11 protein-coding genes are annotated in these 14,682 nt (G+C 72.2%); 1 reads left to right on the top strand and 10 read right to left on the bottom strand.

Annotated elements, in window-relative coordinates:
- Positions 1-208: 208 nt before the first annotated feature.
- From ahcY to AB0F38_RS16515, 7 genes are all read right to left on the bottom strand, one after another.
- Positions 209-1,666, bottom strand: coding sequence for an adenosylhomocysteinase (ahcY, locus tag AB0F38_RS16545; RefSeq protein WP_361892915.1), 1,458 nt, complete (start codon positions 1,664-1,666; stop codon positions 209-211).
- Positions 1,667-1,925: 259 nt separating this feature from the next.
- Positions 1,926-2,963, bottom strand: a complete 1,038-nt coding sequence (locus tag AB0F38_RS16540; RefSeq protein WP_361892912.1) for a cation diffusion facilitator family transporter — start codon at positions 2,961-2,963, stop codon at positions 1,926-1,928.
- Between the two features lie 87 nt (positions 2,964-3,050).
- The gene (gene manA, locus AB0F38_RS16535; protein WP_361892909.1) at positions 3,051-4,265 is read right to left on the bottom strand and encodes a mannose-6-phosphate isomerase, class I; all 1,215 of its coding nucleotides are present in this window, start codon (positions 4,263-4,265) and stop codon (positions 3,051-3,053) included.
- Between the two features lie 93 nt (positions 4,266-4,358).
- Positions 4,359-5,495, bottom strand: a complete 1,137-nt coding sequence (locus tag AB0F38_RS16530; RefSeq protein ID WP_361892957.1) for an SIS domain-containing protein — start codon at positions 5,493-5,495, stop codon at positions 4,359-4,361.
- 65 nt (positions 5,496-5,560) lie between these two features.
- On the bottom strand, positions 5,561-5,743 hold the full coding sequence (locus AB0F38_RS16525) for a Trm112 family protein (protein WP_361892907.1): 183 nt from the start codon (positions 5,741-5,743) through the stop codon (positions 5,561-5,563).
- 166 nt (positions 5,744-5,909) lie between these two features.
- The gene (locus AB0F38_RS16520) at positions 5,910-7,277 is read right to left on the bottom strand and encodes a phosphomannomutase/phosphoglucomutase (RefSeq protein WP_361892904.1); all 1,368 of its coding nucleotides are present in this window, start codon (positions 7,275-7,277) and stop codon (positions 5,910-5,912) included.
- Positions 7,278-7,434: 157 nt separating this feature from the next.
- Positions 7,435-7,812 (bottom strand): DUF3499 domain-containing protein, encoded by a 378-nt coding sequence (locus AB0F38_RS16515; RefSeq protein WP_361892901.1) that lies wholly within the window; start codon positions 7,810-7,812, stop codon positions 7,435-7,437.
- Between the two features lie 322 nt (positions 7,813-8,134).
- Between AB0F38_RS16515 and AB0F38_RS16510 the strand changes: the two genes are divergently transcribed.
- Positions 8,135-8,566 (top strand): metallopeptidase family protein, encoded by a 432-nt coding sequence (locus AB0F38_RS16510; RefSeq protein ID WP_361892954.1) that lies wholly within the window; start codon positions 8,135-8,137, stop codon positions 8,564-8,566.
- A gap of 53 nt (positions 8,567-8,619) precedes the next feature.
- Here the strand turns inward: AB0F38_RS16510 and AB0F38_RS16505 are convergent, their stop codons facing one another.
- The 3 genes from AB0F38_RS16505 to AB0F38_RS16495 form a co-directional block, all read right to left on the bottom strand.
- Entirely contained in the window at positions 8,620-10,146 is a 1,527-nt protein-coding gene (locus AB0F38_RS16505; RefSeq protein ID WP_361892898.1) for a DUF5719 family protein, read from the bottom strand.
- Positions 10,143-13,928 (bottom strand): glycosyltransferase, encoded by a 3,786-nt coding sequence (locus tag AB0F38_RS16500; protein ID WP_361892896.1) that lies wholly within the window; start codon positions 13,926-13,928, stop codon positions 10,143-10,145. Before AB0F38_RS16500 ends, AB0F38_RS16505 begins: the two co-directional genes overlap by 4 nt.
- A gap of 210 nt (positions 13,929-14,138) precedes the next feature.
- A complete protein-coding gene (locus tag AB0F38_RS16495) occupies positions 14,139-14,402 on the bottom strand; it encodes a WhiB family transcriptional regulator (protein WP_014046372.1) in 264 nt (87 codons plus the stop codon).
- Between the last annotated feature and the right edge of the window lie 280 nt (positions 14,403-14,682).

Here is a 14,682-nt window from a genome sequence, read left to right as displayed (position 1 = left end):
ACCACCGTCACGTTCCCCACAGCATCCAGCCGGGCAAGGAAACGCTCCCTCAGCCTCGCAACGTCATCGCGTCCAACGACCACGGTCCTCGCAACTCCCACAGATCGCGGGTGTTGCGAGGACCGTTAGAACCCAAGGGGTGCGGGGGCCTGCGCTCGTACGTGCTGATGCTGCTGAGATTCCGTCGGCCGGGTGGCCGGCGGGCGGCTCAGTAGCGGTAGAGGTCGGACTTGTAGGGGCCCTCGACGGGGACACCGATGTAGTCGGCCTGCTCCTGACGCAGGGTCGTGAGCCTCACGCCCAGAGCGTCGAGGTGGAGGCGGGCCACCTTCTCGTCCAGGTGCTTGGGGAGCACGTAGACGTCGGTCGGGTACGCCTCGGGCTTCGTGTACAGCTCGATCTGGGCCAGGGTCTGGTCCGCGAACGAGTTGGACATGACGAACGAGGGGTGGCCGGTGGCGTTGCCCAGGTTCAGCAGGCGGCCCTCGGACAGCACGATCAGGACCTTGCCGTCGGTGAACGTCCAGGTGTGGACCTGCGGCTTGACCTCGTCCTTGACGATGCCGTCGATCTTCGCCAGGCCCGCCATGTCGATCTCGTTGTCGAAGTGACCGATGTTCCCGACGATGGCCTGGTGCTTCATCCTGGCCATGTCGCCGGCCATGATGATGTCCTTGTTGCCCGTCGTGGTGATGAAGATGTCGGCGGTCTCCACGACGTCGTCGAGCGTGGCGACCTGGTAGCCGTCCATCGCCGCCTGCAGGGCACAGATCGGGTCGATCTCGGTGATGATCACCCGGGCGCCCTGGCCGCGGAGGGACTCCGCGCAGCCCTTGCCCACGTCGCCGTAGCCGCAGACGACGGCGGTCTTTCCGCCGATCAGGACGTCGGTGGCGCGGTTGATGCCGTCGATCAGCGAGTGGCGGCAGCCGTACTTGTTGTCGAACTTCGACTTGGTGACGGCGTCGTTGACGTTGATCGCCGGGAACAGGAGGGTGCCGTCGCGGTGCATCTCGTACAGCCGGTGCACACCGGTCGTGGTCTCCTCGGTGACACCGCGGATCTCCGATGCCAGCTGGGTCCACTTCTGCGGGGACTCGCCGAGGGTGCGGTTCAGCAGGGTGAGGATGTACGCGTACTCCTCGCTGTCCGCGGTCGACGGGTCCGGGGCGGCACCCGCCTTCTCGAACTCGACGCCCTTGTGGACGAGGAGGGTGGCGTCACCACCGTCGTCGAGGATCATGTTCGGACCGCCGGTGGGGGTGTTGGGCCAGGTCAGAGCCTGCTCCGTGCACCACCAGTACTCCTCCAGCGTCTCGCCCTTCCAGGCGAAGACCGGAACGCCTGCGGGGGCGTCAGGAGTGCCGTCCGGGCCGACCGCGATGGCGGCGGCCGCGTGGTCCTGGGTGGAGAAGATGTTGCAGGAGGCCCAGCGGACCTCGGCACCCAGGGCGACGAGGGTCTCGATGAGTACCGCGGTCTGCACCGTCATGTGCAGCGAACCGGTGATGCGGGCACCGGCCAGCGGCTGCGTGGCGGCGTACTCCTTGCGGATCGACATCAGGCCGGGCATCTCGTGCTCGGCGAGGGTGATCTCCTTGCGCCCGAAGGGGGCGAGGGAAAGGTCGGCGACCTTGAAGTCCTGGCGATTGGCGGCCGTCGTCATAACGGGCTGCTCCTCGTGATGGGTCGGCAGTGGGCTGGCTGGCTCTGCGGCTGCGCGAACACACGAATGCCCGGGCAGTCGCAGCGCAGTCCGTCGGAGGCCCTCTCTCCCTCGGCCGGCCCGCGCCTGCGAGCCGATCGACCGCCATCAGCAGCGACGTCTGGTACTGCGACGAATCTACACCGAACGGCCCAGTGAGCCCCAGCCCACACGGGCATCGGAAGCGCTCACGGGCCGTACGGGGCCGAAGCTCGGCGTGTCAGTGGCCGGATCCGGCCGGAGAACCGGGTGAGGCCGGAGCGCTCGGAGAATCCGGGTCCGAGGGGTTCGAGGAGCCCGACGGGCCGCCCGGGGCCTTGCCCGGGTTGGTGCCGGACGCGGCCGCTTCCTCGTCGTAGATGTCCGGCTCCAGGTAGATGACCCGGGCGATCGGGACGGCCGCACGGATCCGGCTCTCCGCCGCGTTGATGGCATCGGCGACCTCGGCGGCCGACTCGTCGTGCCGGACCGCGATCTTGGCGGCGACCAGCAGCTCCTCGGGGCCGAGGTGGAGCGTACGCATGTGGATGATGCGGGTGACGGTGTCCCCGTCGACCACCGCGCCCTTGATCCTCTCCACCTCGTCGACCCCGGCCGCCTCACCGAGCAGCAGCGACTTCGTCTCCGCGGCGAGCACGATCGCGATGACGATCAGCAGGATGCCGATGCAGAGGGTGCCGATGCCGTCCCACACACCGTTGCCGGTGCCCAGGGCCAGGCTGACGCCCGCGAGGGCCAGGATCAGACCGACGAGCGCGCCGAGGTCCTCGAGGAGGACGACGGGCAGCTCTGGGGCCTTGGCGCGGCGGACGAACTCCGTCCAGGAGAGCTTGCCGCGCGTCAGGTTGGACTCGACGATCGCCGTACGGAAGGAGAAGCTCTCGGCGATGATCGCGAAGACCAGCACGCCGACCGGCCAGTACCAGGCCTCGATCTCGTGCGGGTGCTTGATCTTCTCGTAGCCCTCGTAGATCGCGAACATGCCACCGACGGAGAACAGCACGATGGAGACGAGGAACGCGTAGATGTAGCGCTCGCGTCCGTAGCCGAAGGGGTGCTGGGGGGTCGCCTCGCGCTGGGCCTTCTTGCCACCGAGCAGCAGGAGGCCCTGGTTGCCGGAGTCCGCGAGCGAGTGGACGCTCTCCGCGAGCATCGATGACGAGCCACTGAAGAGGAACGCCACGAATTTGGCCACTGCGATGGCGAGGTTGGCGGCGAGTGCCGCCACGATCGCCTTGGTTCCGCCTGACGCGCTCATGGGTGCCTGGTGTCCCTTCCTCGGTGCTGCGGCACGGGCGCCGCGGTACGGCCGGACATTGTTGCAGCCGCTGGTGCGGACGGTACGTCAGACCACCACGGTGGAGCGGAAGAGCGTCCCCGTACCGTCCACTTCGACCGTTTCGTCCGCCGGGACGAACACGGATTCGCCCGGCGCGAGGGTGATCTCTCCTGCCCGTGGGGCGCCGGCCGTGCAGAGAAGGATCTGCGGAGTGTTCGCCGTCAGGTCGACGGGTGAACCGCCGGACGCCAGGACGTAGCGCGACAGCCTGAATTCGTCGACCGGTGTCTCGTACACCTCTTCGCCGGTGGGTGAGGCCTCGGGCCGCAGAATCCCGGGCTCGGTGGCCTCGAAGCGGACGATGCGCAGCAATTCGGGGACATCGACGTGCTTGGGGGTCAGCCCGCAGCGCAGCACGTTGTCGGAGTTGGCCATGATCTCGACGCCGAGACCTCCGAGGTAGGCGTGCGGCACGCCCGAACCGAGGAACATGGCCTCGCCGGGCTGCAGTTGTACGTAGTTCAGCAGCATGGCCGCGATGACGCCGGGGTCGCCGGGGTAGTGGTGGGCGATCCGCGCGTACGGGGCATGGGGGCCGCCGAGCCGTTCGGCGGCCTCGGCCGCCTCGTCGACCGTGTGGGCCATCTCGGCCGGATCGGCCGTGAGGATCGCCGTGAGAACCTCGCGCAGGGCCGCCTCTTCGGGACGGGCGCGGAGCAGGTCCACGTACGGCTTCAGGGAGTCGACGCCGAGGGCGGCTATCGCGTCGGCCGCTTCGGCGGGCCTGCGGAAGCCGCACAGACCGTCGAAGGGAGTGAGCGCGCAGATCAGCTCGGGTTTGTGGTTGGCGTCCTTGTACGTGCGCCGGGGCGCGTCGACCGGGACGCCCCGGCGCTCCTCGTCCGCGTACCCCTGCTGTGCCTGGACGAGGTCGGGGTGGACCTGGAGGGAGAGCGGGGCACCTGCCGCGAGGAGCTTGAGCAGGAAGGGAAGACGGGGGCCGAAGGCGCGTACGGCCGCCGGGCCCAGTTCGCGTTCGGGGTCCGCGGCGATGACGTCGGTGAGGGACTGTTCCGCGGCGGCCTGCTCGGTGGCGATGTCCTCGACGGCCTGCGCCGCTCCGTCGGCTGTGGGACGCGTGAGGCGGGAGGGGGCTCCCGGGTGGGCGCCCATCCACATCTCGGCCTGCGGTTCGCCGGTGGGAGCGACGCCGAGCAGCTCGGGGATGGCCGTGGTGGAGCCCCAGGCGTAGGGGCGCACGGTGTTGGAGAGCCGGTCCATGGTGGTTCGTCCTCGTGTGGTGCGCGGGCGTGGTGCCGAACAGGGAAACAGGCTGAGGGAACGGGGAGGGAAACGGCGCGGGAAGCGGCGCCGTCACGCCCGGTTGTCGGCGGCCAGGGAGAGATAGACGGCGGCGAAGTCGGTGACCGCGAGGAGCTCGGCGAGCGCTTCGAGTGCGCTGCCCTCCTCGGGTTCGAGTTCGCTGATGGCCGTGTCGTGGCTGAGGGCCAGCTCGCGGGCGGCCGGCCCGGCGGTGAGACCGCCGGCGGGCCGGTCGCGGAGCAGGACGACGCGGGCCCGCATCGCCTCGGGCTCGTCCACCCGGTCGCGGAAGAAGTCATCGGGGTCGGCCCCCGCGGCGAAGGCCCCGGCGAGCAGCGTCCCGTGGGAGGGCAGCGCCTCGGGGAGCTCCTTGACGAGGGCGGGGCGGCCGGCGAGCTCGGCCAGCACGGCGGCGAACCTGCGCCCGACCGGACCGGCGGCATCGCCCTCCGTCCAGACGAGGGGCAGGCTGTCGGCGAGCTCCGCGGCAAGCGTCTTGGCCGGGTTGCTGTACGTGGCGATGGCCGGGCCGCAGCGTTCGGCGGTGCGGTCGAGACGATCGGCGGCCTTCGCCAGCGCCTCGGGGGGCGCGTCGATCATGCCCATCCGGTCCAGCAGGGCCAGCAGCGGGGTGAGCAGCGCCCAGAGCGTCCCGGGGCCCGCAGCCGAGGTCTCGGCGTCGTACTCCCCGTGCGGGGCGGCGGCCATCGGGACGACGAGTCCGTGGACGCCGTCGACGGCCTCGCGCAGCGGCGACCGGACAGGGGCGACGGCGACGACCGTACAGCCGCGGCGGTACGCCTGCTCGGCGAGCAGGGCGAGGCCGGGCTCCGACCCGTCCGCCGTGGCGATGAGCAGCAGGTCGACGGATCCGGCCCATCCGGGCAGCGCCCAGCGCAGGGCTCCGGCGGCGGCGGCGACTCCGGTGGGACGGATCGGGATGACGGGCGCGGCGGCGCCCGCGAGGGCGCCGATCAGGTCGGCGACGCCGGACGCGGCGGTGCCGGGCCCCGCGACGAGGACGGCACGGGGCCGGCCTTCGGGGGTCAGGCCGCCGATGCCCGCTTCGGCGGCGTGCCGGGCGGCGGTGCGGACGCGGGCCCCGGCCTCGGCGGCTCCGCGGAGCAGACCGCGCCGGTCGGCTCGGGCCAGGGCTTCCGGGGCGTCGAGCAACGACTCGTCGAGCATGGCGGGTGGGCCTCCGATCACCGTGCTGATCATGGTGTGGGATGCGGGGTGCGCGCGTCCCGTGGTCAGGCGGGGCGGCGGGCCTCGTCGACGAGGAGCACCGGGATGCCGTCCCGGACCGGGTAGGCCAGACCGCAGTCCGCGCCGGTGCAGACCAGCTCCGGGGTTTCGGCCGCGGACCGGTCGTCGAGCGCTGCGTGGCAGGCCGGGCAGGCGAGGATCTCCAGGAGGCCGGCTTCGAGCGGCATGGGTGGGTCCCTTCGAGCATGCGGTCAGGATCAGGTGCGGGCCGGTTCGGTCCGCGGGGCTGGGGCGTCGTCAGCCTACCGCCGGGCCGACAGGGGCGCGGCCCGGCAGGCCCTGCCCGGCGGGGCATGTGCCGGTACCCGCGGGTGTGCGGGGCACCCGCCGCGTCTACGCGCGGACCACGGCCAGGACCTCGTCCCGTACCGCCGCCATCGTCTTCTCGTCGCGGGCCTCGACGTTCAGGCGCAGCAGCGGCTCGGTGTTGGAGGCACGGAGGTTGAACCACCAGTCCTCGCCGGTGGCCGTGAGCCCGTCGAGCTCGTCGAGGGTGACGTCGTCGCGGCTCCCGTACGCGGCCCGGATCGCCGCGAGCCGGTCCGCCTGGTCGGCGACGGTGGAATTGATCTCCCCCGAGCCGGCGTAGCGGTCGTAGCGGTCGACGAGTCCGGAGAGCGGGCCCTCCTGGCCGCCGAGCGCCGCCAGGACGTGCAGGGCGGCGAGCATGCCGGTGTCGGCGTTCCAGAAGTCGCGGAAGTAGTAGTGCGCGGAGTGCTCGCCCCCGAAGATCGCGCCGTGCTCGGCCATCTCCGCCTTGATGAAGGAATGGCCGACGCGGGTACGGACGGGGGTTCCGCCGTTCTCCCGGACCACCTCCGGAACCGACCAGGAGGTGATCAGGTTGTGGATGACGGTGCCCCTGCCGCCGTTGCGGGCGAGTTCGCGGGCGGCGACCAGGGCCGTGATCGCGGACGGGGACACCCCCGCGCCCCGCTCGTCGACGACGAAGCAGCGGTCCGCGTCGCCGTCGAAGGCGAGGCCGAGGTCGGCGCCCTCGGCGAGGACGCGGGCCTGGAGGTCGACGATGTTCTTCGGGTCGAGGGGGTTCGCCTCGTGGTTCGGGAAGGTGCCGTCCAGCTCGAAGTACAGGGGTACGAGGTCGAGCGGGAGGCCAGCGAAGACGGTCGGGACGGTGTGGCCGCCCATGCCGTTGCCCGCGTCGACGACGACCTTGAGGGGGCGGATCCCTGCGAGCTCGACGAGGCCCAGCAGGTGCGCGGCGTAGTCGGTGAGCGTGTCCCGTTCGGTGACCGTGCCGGGCGTGGTGGCGGTCGTGGCCGGGGCGCCGAGCTCCGACCACTGTTCGACCAGGGTGCGGATCTCGGACAGGCCGGTGTCCTGGCCGACGGGCGCCGCTCCGGCGCGGCACATCTTGATGCCGTTGTACCGAGCCGGGTTGTGCGAGGCCGTGAACATCGCTCCGGGCAGGTCGAGCGCCCCGGAGGCGTAGTACAGCTGGTCCGTCGAGCAGAGCCCGATCATCGTCACGTCGGCACCGCGGGCCGTCGCGCCACGGGCGAAGGCCCGGGACAGGCCGGGTGAGGAGGGCCGCATGTCGTGGCCTATGACGATCGCGTCCGCGCCGGTGACCTGGACGAAGGCGGCGCCGAACAGTTCGGCGAGCGGCTCGTCCCACTGGTCGGGCACGACTCCACGCACGTCGTACGCCTTCACGAGCTGCGACAGGTCAGCAACCACGGCCGGTCCTCCTGGGGGTCTCTGCGGACCGCCCAAACTACCCGGCGGGCACACACCGCACGTCAGGGGAGCGGTCGCGGCGGCCACCCGGCACCGCCCTGCTCCGCGCCGTCACACCGGGCAGGTGACCGGCGGTCGAGCGTGACCGGGCCGGGTGTCAGGAGTCCGGGGAGCGCAGCACCCGCAGATGGCCACGGCGTGCGACCTCCACCGGGTCGGCGGCGCGCGGCCCCCGGCCCGGGGCGTCGGGGCGACGTTCGTGCGGCCGGGCCGCTTCGCGCACGGCGTTGGCGAGCGCTTCGAGGTCGTCACCGCTGGGGCGCGTGGGAACCGAGGGGTCTGACAGCCGGACGACTTCCCAGCCGCGCGGTGCGGTGAGGCGCTCACCGTGCTCGGCGCAGAGGTCGTAGCAGTGGGGCTCGGCATAGGTGGCGAGCGGGCCGAGGACCGCGGTCGAGTCGGCATAGACGTACGTCAGTGTCGCGACGGCGGGACGGCCGCACGCGGTTCGCGAACAGCGACGTACAGGGCTCACGATGTTGGACGGTACCGCACTCTTGAACGGGCTGCGACGACTCTCCCTCAGGTCATCCCCTCGTGTCGCCCGGTGCACCCTGGCCGCGACGGCTCTCCCGCAGTCGCCCTGACCTGCACGGCAGCCGTTCCGCGCCGGTGGCTCCGGCCTCCGTACCGGTCTCCCTGGAGCCCACAAGCAGTCGTTCGACGGAGGATCAAAGGTCGGATGCGGGGCCTGATCCGGACTCAACCTTGGCCGGAATGTTCAGGTACGGACATCAGGCCGACCTGCGGAGAAGCCGTGATCCGGGCGGCCGGAGGAGCGTTACGCTGCGTCGGTGATGGACAGTCCTGTACCGCCGCCCCACCCGTCCGAGCCCCGGCCCCGCCGTCGCGACCGCCATGGCCGCGGCATGCGCGGGCCGGTCGCCCCGCCCCAGGTGCCGCTGTCGGTCAGCAGGGCGGAGAGCTTCCGCGATCTGGTCCAGGACTCGGTGGAGCGGCTGGAACGGCGCTGGCCGCAGCTGGCGGAGGTCGATTTCCTGGTCCTCGACGTGCCACGGTCCCCGGAGGGCACAGTGCCGCTGGGCAGTGCGGTGTCCGCCGTGAAGGGACAGCCCGCACAGATCGTCGTCTACCGGCGCCCCGTCGAGATCCGCACCAAGAGCCGCGACGAGCGCGCCCTGCTGGTGCACGAGGTCGTGGTGGAGCAGGTCGCGGAACTGCTGGGCCTGTCACCCGAGTCGGTCGACCCACGCTACGGGCAGGACTGAGCGACGCGCGCTGTGGGCGGGCAGGGCCTGCCCGCCCACAGCGCGCGTCGGCCTCAGTCGTCCAGAACGGAGAGGTCCTGCTCCGCCACGGGCACCTCGACCGTGCCGCCGTCGTCGGGCAGCGTCTGAACGGTGAACATCTCGATGCCGCCCTCGGTGAGCGTGAGCGTGCGGGCGGCGTGGACGGGGCCGCCCGACCGCGTCCTCACCGTCAGCGCGTATCCGCCCTTGAGCCCGGACGGGACCTCGGGGGTGACCTCCAGCGTCGTACCGCCCTTGACGGTGTACGTCTTGACGGTCTTCTCGCCGCCCTCGCTGCCCGCGGACGCGGTCACCTCCACCTCGGCGGTGCCGCCCGGCGCGGTCAGGGAGAGCACCGAACCCTTCGCCCGGTTGTCGGCCACGCTCGCCCGGTCGCCCACCGGCCCGGTCGCCGGGATGTACGCGATCTCCTGCTTGTCGCCCTTGCCGCGCACCACGCGCAGCGCGGCGACGACCGGCGTCCCCTCCCCTTCGGCCGGGGACAGCCGGATCGAGCCGGGCTCCCCCCGGGTGACGTTCTTGAGGTCGACGCTCGCGGTCATCCGGGACTTGATGTGCAGGCTGTCGTTCCCGGCCGGTGAGAACGTCGCGTTCTTCCCCATGAGCTGCACCTTCACGTCCGCGTCGTCCTCACCCGGCGCGAAGGCCACCAGCTGTACGGACGTGGCGTCGGCCGGGATGCCGGGCAGGACCAGGGTCTGTGCCGGGTCGGTGGAGGCGGTCAGCCAGTCGCTGCCCGCGTCGTTCTCGGCGACCCGGACGACCGCGCCGACGCGTCCCGTCCGGGTGGTGACGTGGACGGTCACGTCGTCGACGGCCTCGGTGGTCAGGGTCGGGATCAGCAGCGCGACGCTCGACCTGGCCGGCACCGTGATCCCTTCGCCGGTGTCGGACGCGAGGGGGCCCTCGGGGCCGAACAGCTCGATGTCGGCCACCGCTGCCGTGTCGTCCGGGTTGGTGAGATGGACGTAGTCCTGCCGCGTCGCCGCCGTGCCGGCGCCCGGGAACCAGAAGTCCGTGTCCGGGGCCGTGCAGCTGACGCCGAGGAGGCCGCGGGCCTCGCCCGCGGCGGTCATGGTGGTCTGCTGGGCCGTCCAGCCCGGGGCCAGCCGGCCGGTGGCGGTGCCGATGAGGGCCGGGGCGTCGGATGCGGAGGTGTCGGCCGTGGCCGGCTTGCCGGAGTCCTTGAGCGTGACGACGGGCTCGTCGGCCGCCGGCTTCTTCTCCTTCTCCTTCTCCTCGTCCTTCTCGGCCGCCACGTCGTCCTCGTCCACCGGGAGCGGCACGGACGGCATCAGCTCGGCGGTGCCGGCGTCACCGCCGCTCTCCCCCGCAGGGGTGAAGGACGTGTAGGTCGTGTCCGCCAGGTCGGAGCTGCTGGGCGCCGGGCAGAGCAGGCTGGAGCGCTCGACGGGGAGCCGGGCGGCGGCCTTCGCCTCCGGTGCGTCCCCGTCGCCGGGCGCGGTGAGCGCGGCGAATCCGGTGACGGCGGCGAGGGCGACTGCGCCCGCGATGAGGGACAGGGGGGTGGACTTCACTCGGACTCGCCTCGCGATGCGTTGCCGGTCGGCCACGGGCCCTGGCCCGGGGCTGGGTTCTCGTCGTGCCCGTCGTAGGGGGCGGCTTCGCCCGTCCCCGTGGCGTAGGGCTGCTGCTGGGCGTAGCCGTACGGGTCGTAGGCACCCTGCTGCTGGTGGGCGTCGTGCTGGTACGGATCGGCCTGGTAGTACTGGCCGTCCTGTGCGCCCTGGTACTGGCCGTTGCCGGCGCCCTGGTACTGCTGGGCGTCCCACTCCCCGTAGTTCTGCTGACCGTAGTTCTGCTGGTCGTAGTACGGCTGACCGTCGTTCTGCCGCGGCACCGACGCGTAGGTACCGGTGCCGTCCTGGTCGTCCGGGGCCGCCGCGTACGGTTCGGCGTTCCGCTGGGCCGGGATGTACTCGCCCGGTGCTGCCGCAGGCTCGGGGACGTCCGGGGCAGCAGTTGCGTCCTGGGCGTACGGAGCCTCGTACGCGGCCTCCTGGCCCTCCTCGCCCGGCGTCGCCGCTTCCGCCTGGGCCGCCGCGCGCAGCCTGCGCGCCCGGCGTCCCTCGCCGGCGACCGGCTCGGCCGGCACGGTCCCGGTCTCCTCGGGCAGGTCGTCGTCGATCTCCCGGCGACGGCCCGGCAGTGCCAGGACCACCAGGACGACTCCGAGACCCACCTGGGTCCAGATCCAGGCGGTGTGCGTGACCGGGGTGTCGTAGGTGAGGTCCAGCGTGCCGCCCTCGGAGGGGAGCGTGAAGCCCTGTGCCCAGCCGTCCACGGTCTTCGGTGTCAGGGCCTCGCCGTTCAGCGTGGCCCGCCAGCGCGGGTCAGCGCCGTCGGCGATCCGCAGCACCCGGCCGGAGCCGCCCTCCGGGATCTTCGTGTGGGCCTCGACGGGCAGCGAGCCGACGGGCACGGGCTCGGCGCCCTCGCCGGACGGAATGATCATGAGTCGGGAGACCTGCCGGTCGACGCGCCACAGTGCGCTGCCGTCCAGCTGGCTGAGCCGGCTCAGTCCGGGGGTCGAGTCGAGCACCCGGCTCATCTGCCGCGGCGCCCCGTCCCGTACGAGGACGTAGCGGATCGCGAAACCGCTCAGCTGGCTGCCCTGGTCGGCGCCGGAGCCCGCGACCAGGTTGCCGACGACCTTGTCGAGGTGGGGGTTGCTGCCGCCCGCCTCGGTGAGCTCGGCGTCGCCGAGGCGGGCGCCCGAGCCACGGACCAGGCTGTACGAGACGGCGGCCGGTGACGAACCGCCGAGGACCAGGGTGCGCGGCTGGTCCCGGGTGGCGCTCTCCTCCGCGACGAACGCGGGCACCTGCACCGGGTCGCGGCGCTCCAGCGGTCCGGCCGCGCCGCCGATCATCCAGCCGGCCGCGGCCAGCGCGGGGGCGGCAGCGGCGGCCAGGGCGATGAGCGCGGCGACCGGCTGGCGCCAGCCGAAGCTGAGCGCCGCGACCCGCACCCGGGCGCCGTCGGCGCCGAGCACCGCGGCACCGATCAGCGCGATGCCGTAGACGAGTGTGGCGGGACCCGCCCAGGTGGATCCGTTGGAGAGGCCCGCGAAGAGCAGGCCGACGAGCGCCACGGCCCAGGCGGTACGGATCGCGAACTGCCGCTCCCCGCGCAGCAGCGCGGCCAGCGCCGCCAGGACGATGCCCAGCAGCAGGACGCCACCCGCCGCCTTGGGACCGCCGGGGCTGAGGCCGAGCAGGTCGAGGGCGGTCGCCGTGCCCGCACCCGTGTCCAGGCCGGCCTCCTTCAGGAAGCCGGACGGGCTGGTCAGCAGGGACAGCGACCAGGGTGCGAGGACCAGCAGCGGGGTGCTCACGGTGGCCAGGAAGCGCAGTCCGTACGCGACGATGTCGCTCCGGCGCAGGACGAGCACCCCGATGCCGAGGACCACCGCGAGCGGCCAGACGATCGGGGTGAACGCCATCGTGAAGGTGAGCAGCAGGGTGTACGCCCAGGTGGCACGCCAGGTGCCTCGTCCGCCGTCGCTCCCGCCGCGCATCCCGTGCGCGGCGACGGCCGCGCGGGCGATCGGCGGGAGCAGGACGGCCAGCACGGCGGTGCCGAGGCGGCCGGTGGCCAGCGCGCCGGTCGCGGCGGGCAGGAAGGCGTAGGCGACGCTCGCCCAGGCCCGCAGGAGCCGGGACTCGATGAGGGGCCGGGAGGCGAAGTAGGCGGTGAGCCCGGCGAGCGGGACCGAGCAGACCAGCAGCACGGTGAGGGCCAGGCCCGTGGAGCCGAGGAACAGCGCCGAGAGCGCGGCGATCACGCCGAGGTAGGGCGGCGCGGTCTGGGTGCCGCCGGTACCGACCGGGTGCCAGCCGTCCGCGTACCGTCCCCAGAGGTCGGATACGTCGGCGGGCGCGGGCAGCAGTGCGCCGCCCACGAGCGCGCCGCCGCCGAGGAGGCCGCGGCAGGCGACCAGCGAGACGAGGAGCAGGAGCGCGAAGAGGACCGGGCCGGGCTTGCGGCCGATCCGCTTGAGCCGTGCGAACTGTTCGATCTCCAGGAAGTCGGCGTCGTCACCGCCGGGCCCGGACTCGGCGACTCCGTGCCGTGAACCACCGGAGTCGGAGTCGGCACGGCTGCCGAAGTTGCCCGCGATCTGTTCGACGGTCGCGCGGACGGTGGCGCCGGGCGGCGGGAAGAGGGAGCGCAGCTCGGCGGCGTCCACGGCTCCCTTGCCCCGTGCACGGCGCCCGGCGATGACCCTGCCCGGGCGCAGCAGGGTGCCGAAGAGTCCGGCGACCTCGTCGAGCGCCTGCCCGGGGACCTTGCCCACCAGGTAGGCGAGGGTACGGAGCAGGGTGCCGAGAACGAGACGGAGCAGGGCCCAGGGCAGTTGCCTGCCGCGGGCGTTGACGAGCATCGTGTAGACGGCGCCCGCCTTGTCGACGCGGTGCGGGCTGGAGACGGAGCGTCCGGCGCAGTCGATGGGACGGCGTTCCCTGGCGGAGGCCTCGGCATGCCGCAGGACCGCGTCGGGGGCGACGAGGACCCGGTGGCCGGCCATGTGGGCGCGCCAGCAGAGGTCGACGTCGTCACGCATCAGCGGGAGCCGGCGGTCGAAGCCGCCGAGCTCCTCCCAGATGTCACGGCGGATGAGCATGCCCGCGGAGGAGACGGAGAGCACCGTACGGACCTGGTCGTGCTGGCCCTGGTCCTGCTCGCGCCGGTCGAGGCCGGTCCAGCGGCGTCCGCTGTTGGCGATGGAGACGCCGACCTCGAGGAGTTGCTTGCGGTCGTACCAGCCGCGCAGCTTGGGTCCCACGATCGCGGCGTGCTTGTCGCTGTCGGCCACGCGCAGCATCTCGGCGAGCGCGCCGGGCTCGGGTGCGCTGTCGTCGTGCAGCAGCCAGAGCCACTGGACGGGTTCGCCGTGCGGGAGTTCCGGCTGGTCGTACGCGTCGTCGCGCCAGGTCCGGGTGTCCGGGTCCCAGCCGCTGGGGCGCTTCAGGTACGGCAGGTCATCGGGGCCGAGGACACCCGCTGTGCGGGTCGCCTCGTCGACGGCGGTGCCGAAGCTCGTGCGGCGCGCGAGGTGCAGCACGCGCTCACCGCCGAGCGCCTCGGTGACCAGGCGCGCGGAGTCGTCGGCGCTGCCCGTGTCGGCGGCGACGACGTTCTGTACGGGGCGTTCCTGCCCGAGCAGCCCGGCGAGCACATCGGGCAGCCAGCGTGCGCCGTCATGGGAGACGAGCACGGCGGTGACGACGTGCCGGGGGAATTCGGGGGCGGCGGCGGCCGCGTTCGGCGCCGCCGAGTGGCTGTGCACGGACATCGAGGTACGGGCCCTCCGGCCGGGTCCGGAGGGGGCGTCCCCCCGGGGGCTGCATCGGTGTACACGCCCGCCCCGGCGGGGCGTTGGCGCGTCTCTCGGACGGGGCCCCACACTAACGGTACGGATGTCCGCCCTGCGCCGAGCGGCTGAACGGCGGGAGACGGAGGCATCCGGACGTGCCGATGACCCGAGGTCCGGGCACGTGGTGGATCAGATGGCGGCCTTCTTGAGGCGGCGCCGCTCCCGCTCGGAGAGGCCGCCCCAGATACCGAACCGTTCGTCGTTGGCGAGGGCGTACTCAAGGCATTCGGAACGGACTTCGCAGGCGAGACAGACCTTCTTGGCCTCGCGGGTGGAGCCGCCCTTCTCCGGGAAGAAGGACTCGGGGTCTGTCTGGGCGCACAGTGCGCGCTCCTGCCAGCCGAGTTCCTCGTCCGCGTCCTCGACCAGCAGTTGCTGGAACAGCTCGGTCATGTGCGCCCCTCGTCTGTCTCTTGCGTCCCCGTGATGCGGCCGTTACTGGTACGGCCGGACGACACGAGTGAAATTACAAGTGTGTAGCTCTGGGCCAGTCAAGCGAAGATCTGCTATTGGCCTCGGTATTCACTCTGCGGAACCAAGCGTATGCAGAAAGTGTTCAAATCACCAAAATCCTGACATATGCCTCCAGCCTCGTCACGCGTCACTCCTCGCCGAGTGGGACGACCGGGGTCGCCCCCATGTTTCGATTCGATCACTGAAGCGACCAAGATCA

It is taken from the genome of Streptomyces sp. NPDC025273 (assembly GCF_040638585.1).
GTDB classification, from domain to species: Bacteria; Actinomycetota; Actinomycetes; order Streptomycetales; family Streptomycetaceae; genus Streptomyces; species Streptomyces cinereorectus.
This window is presented reverse-complemented; position numbering and strand designations above follow the sequence as displayed.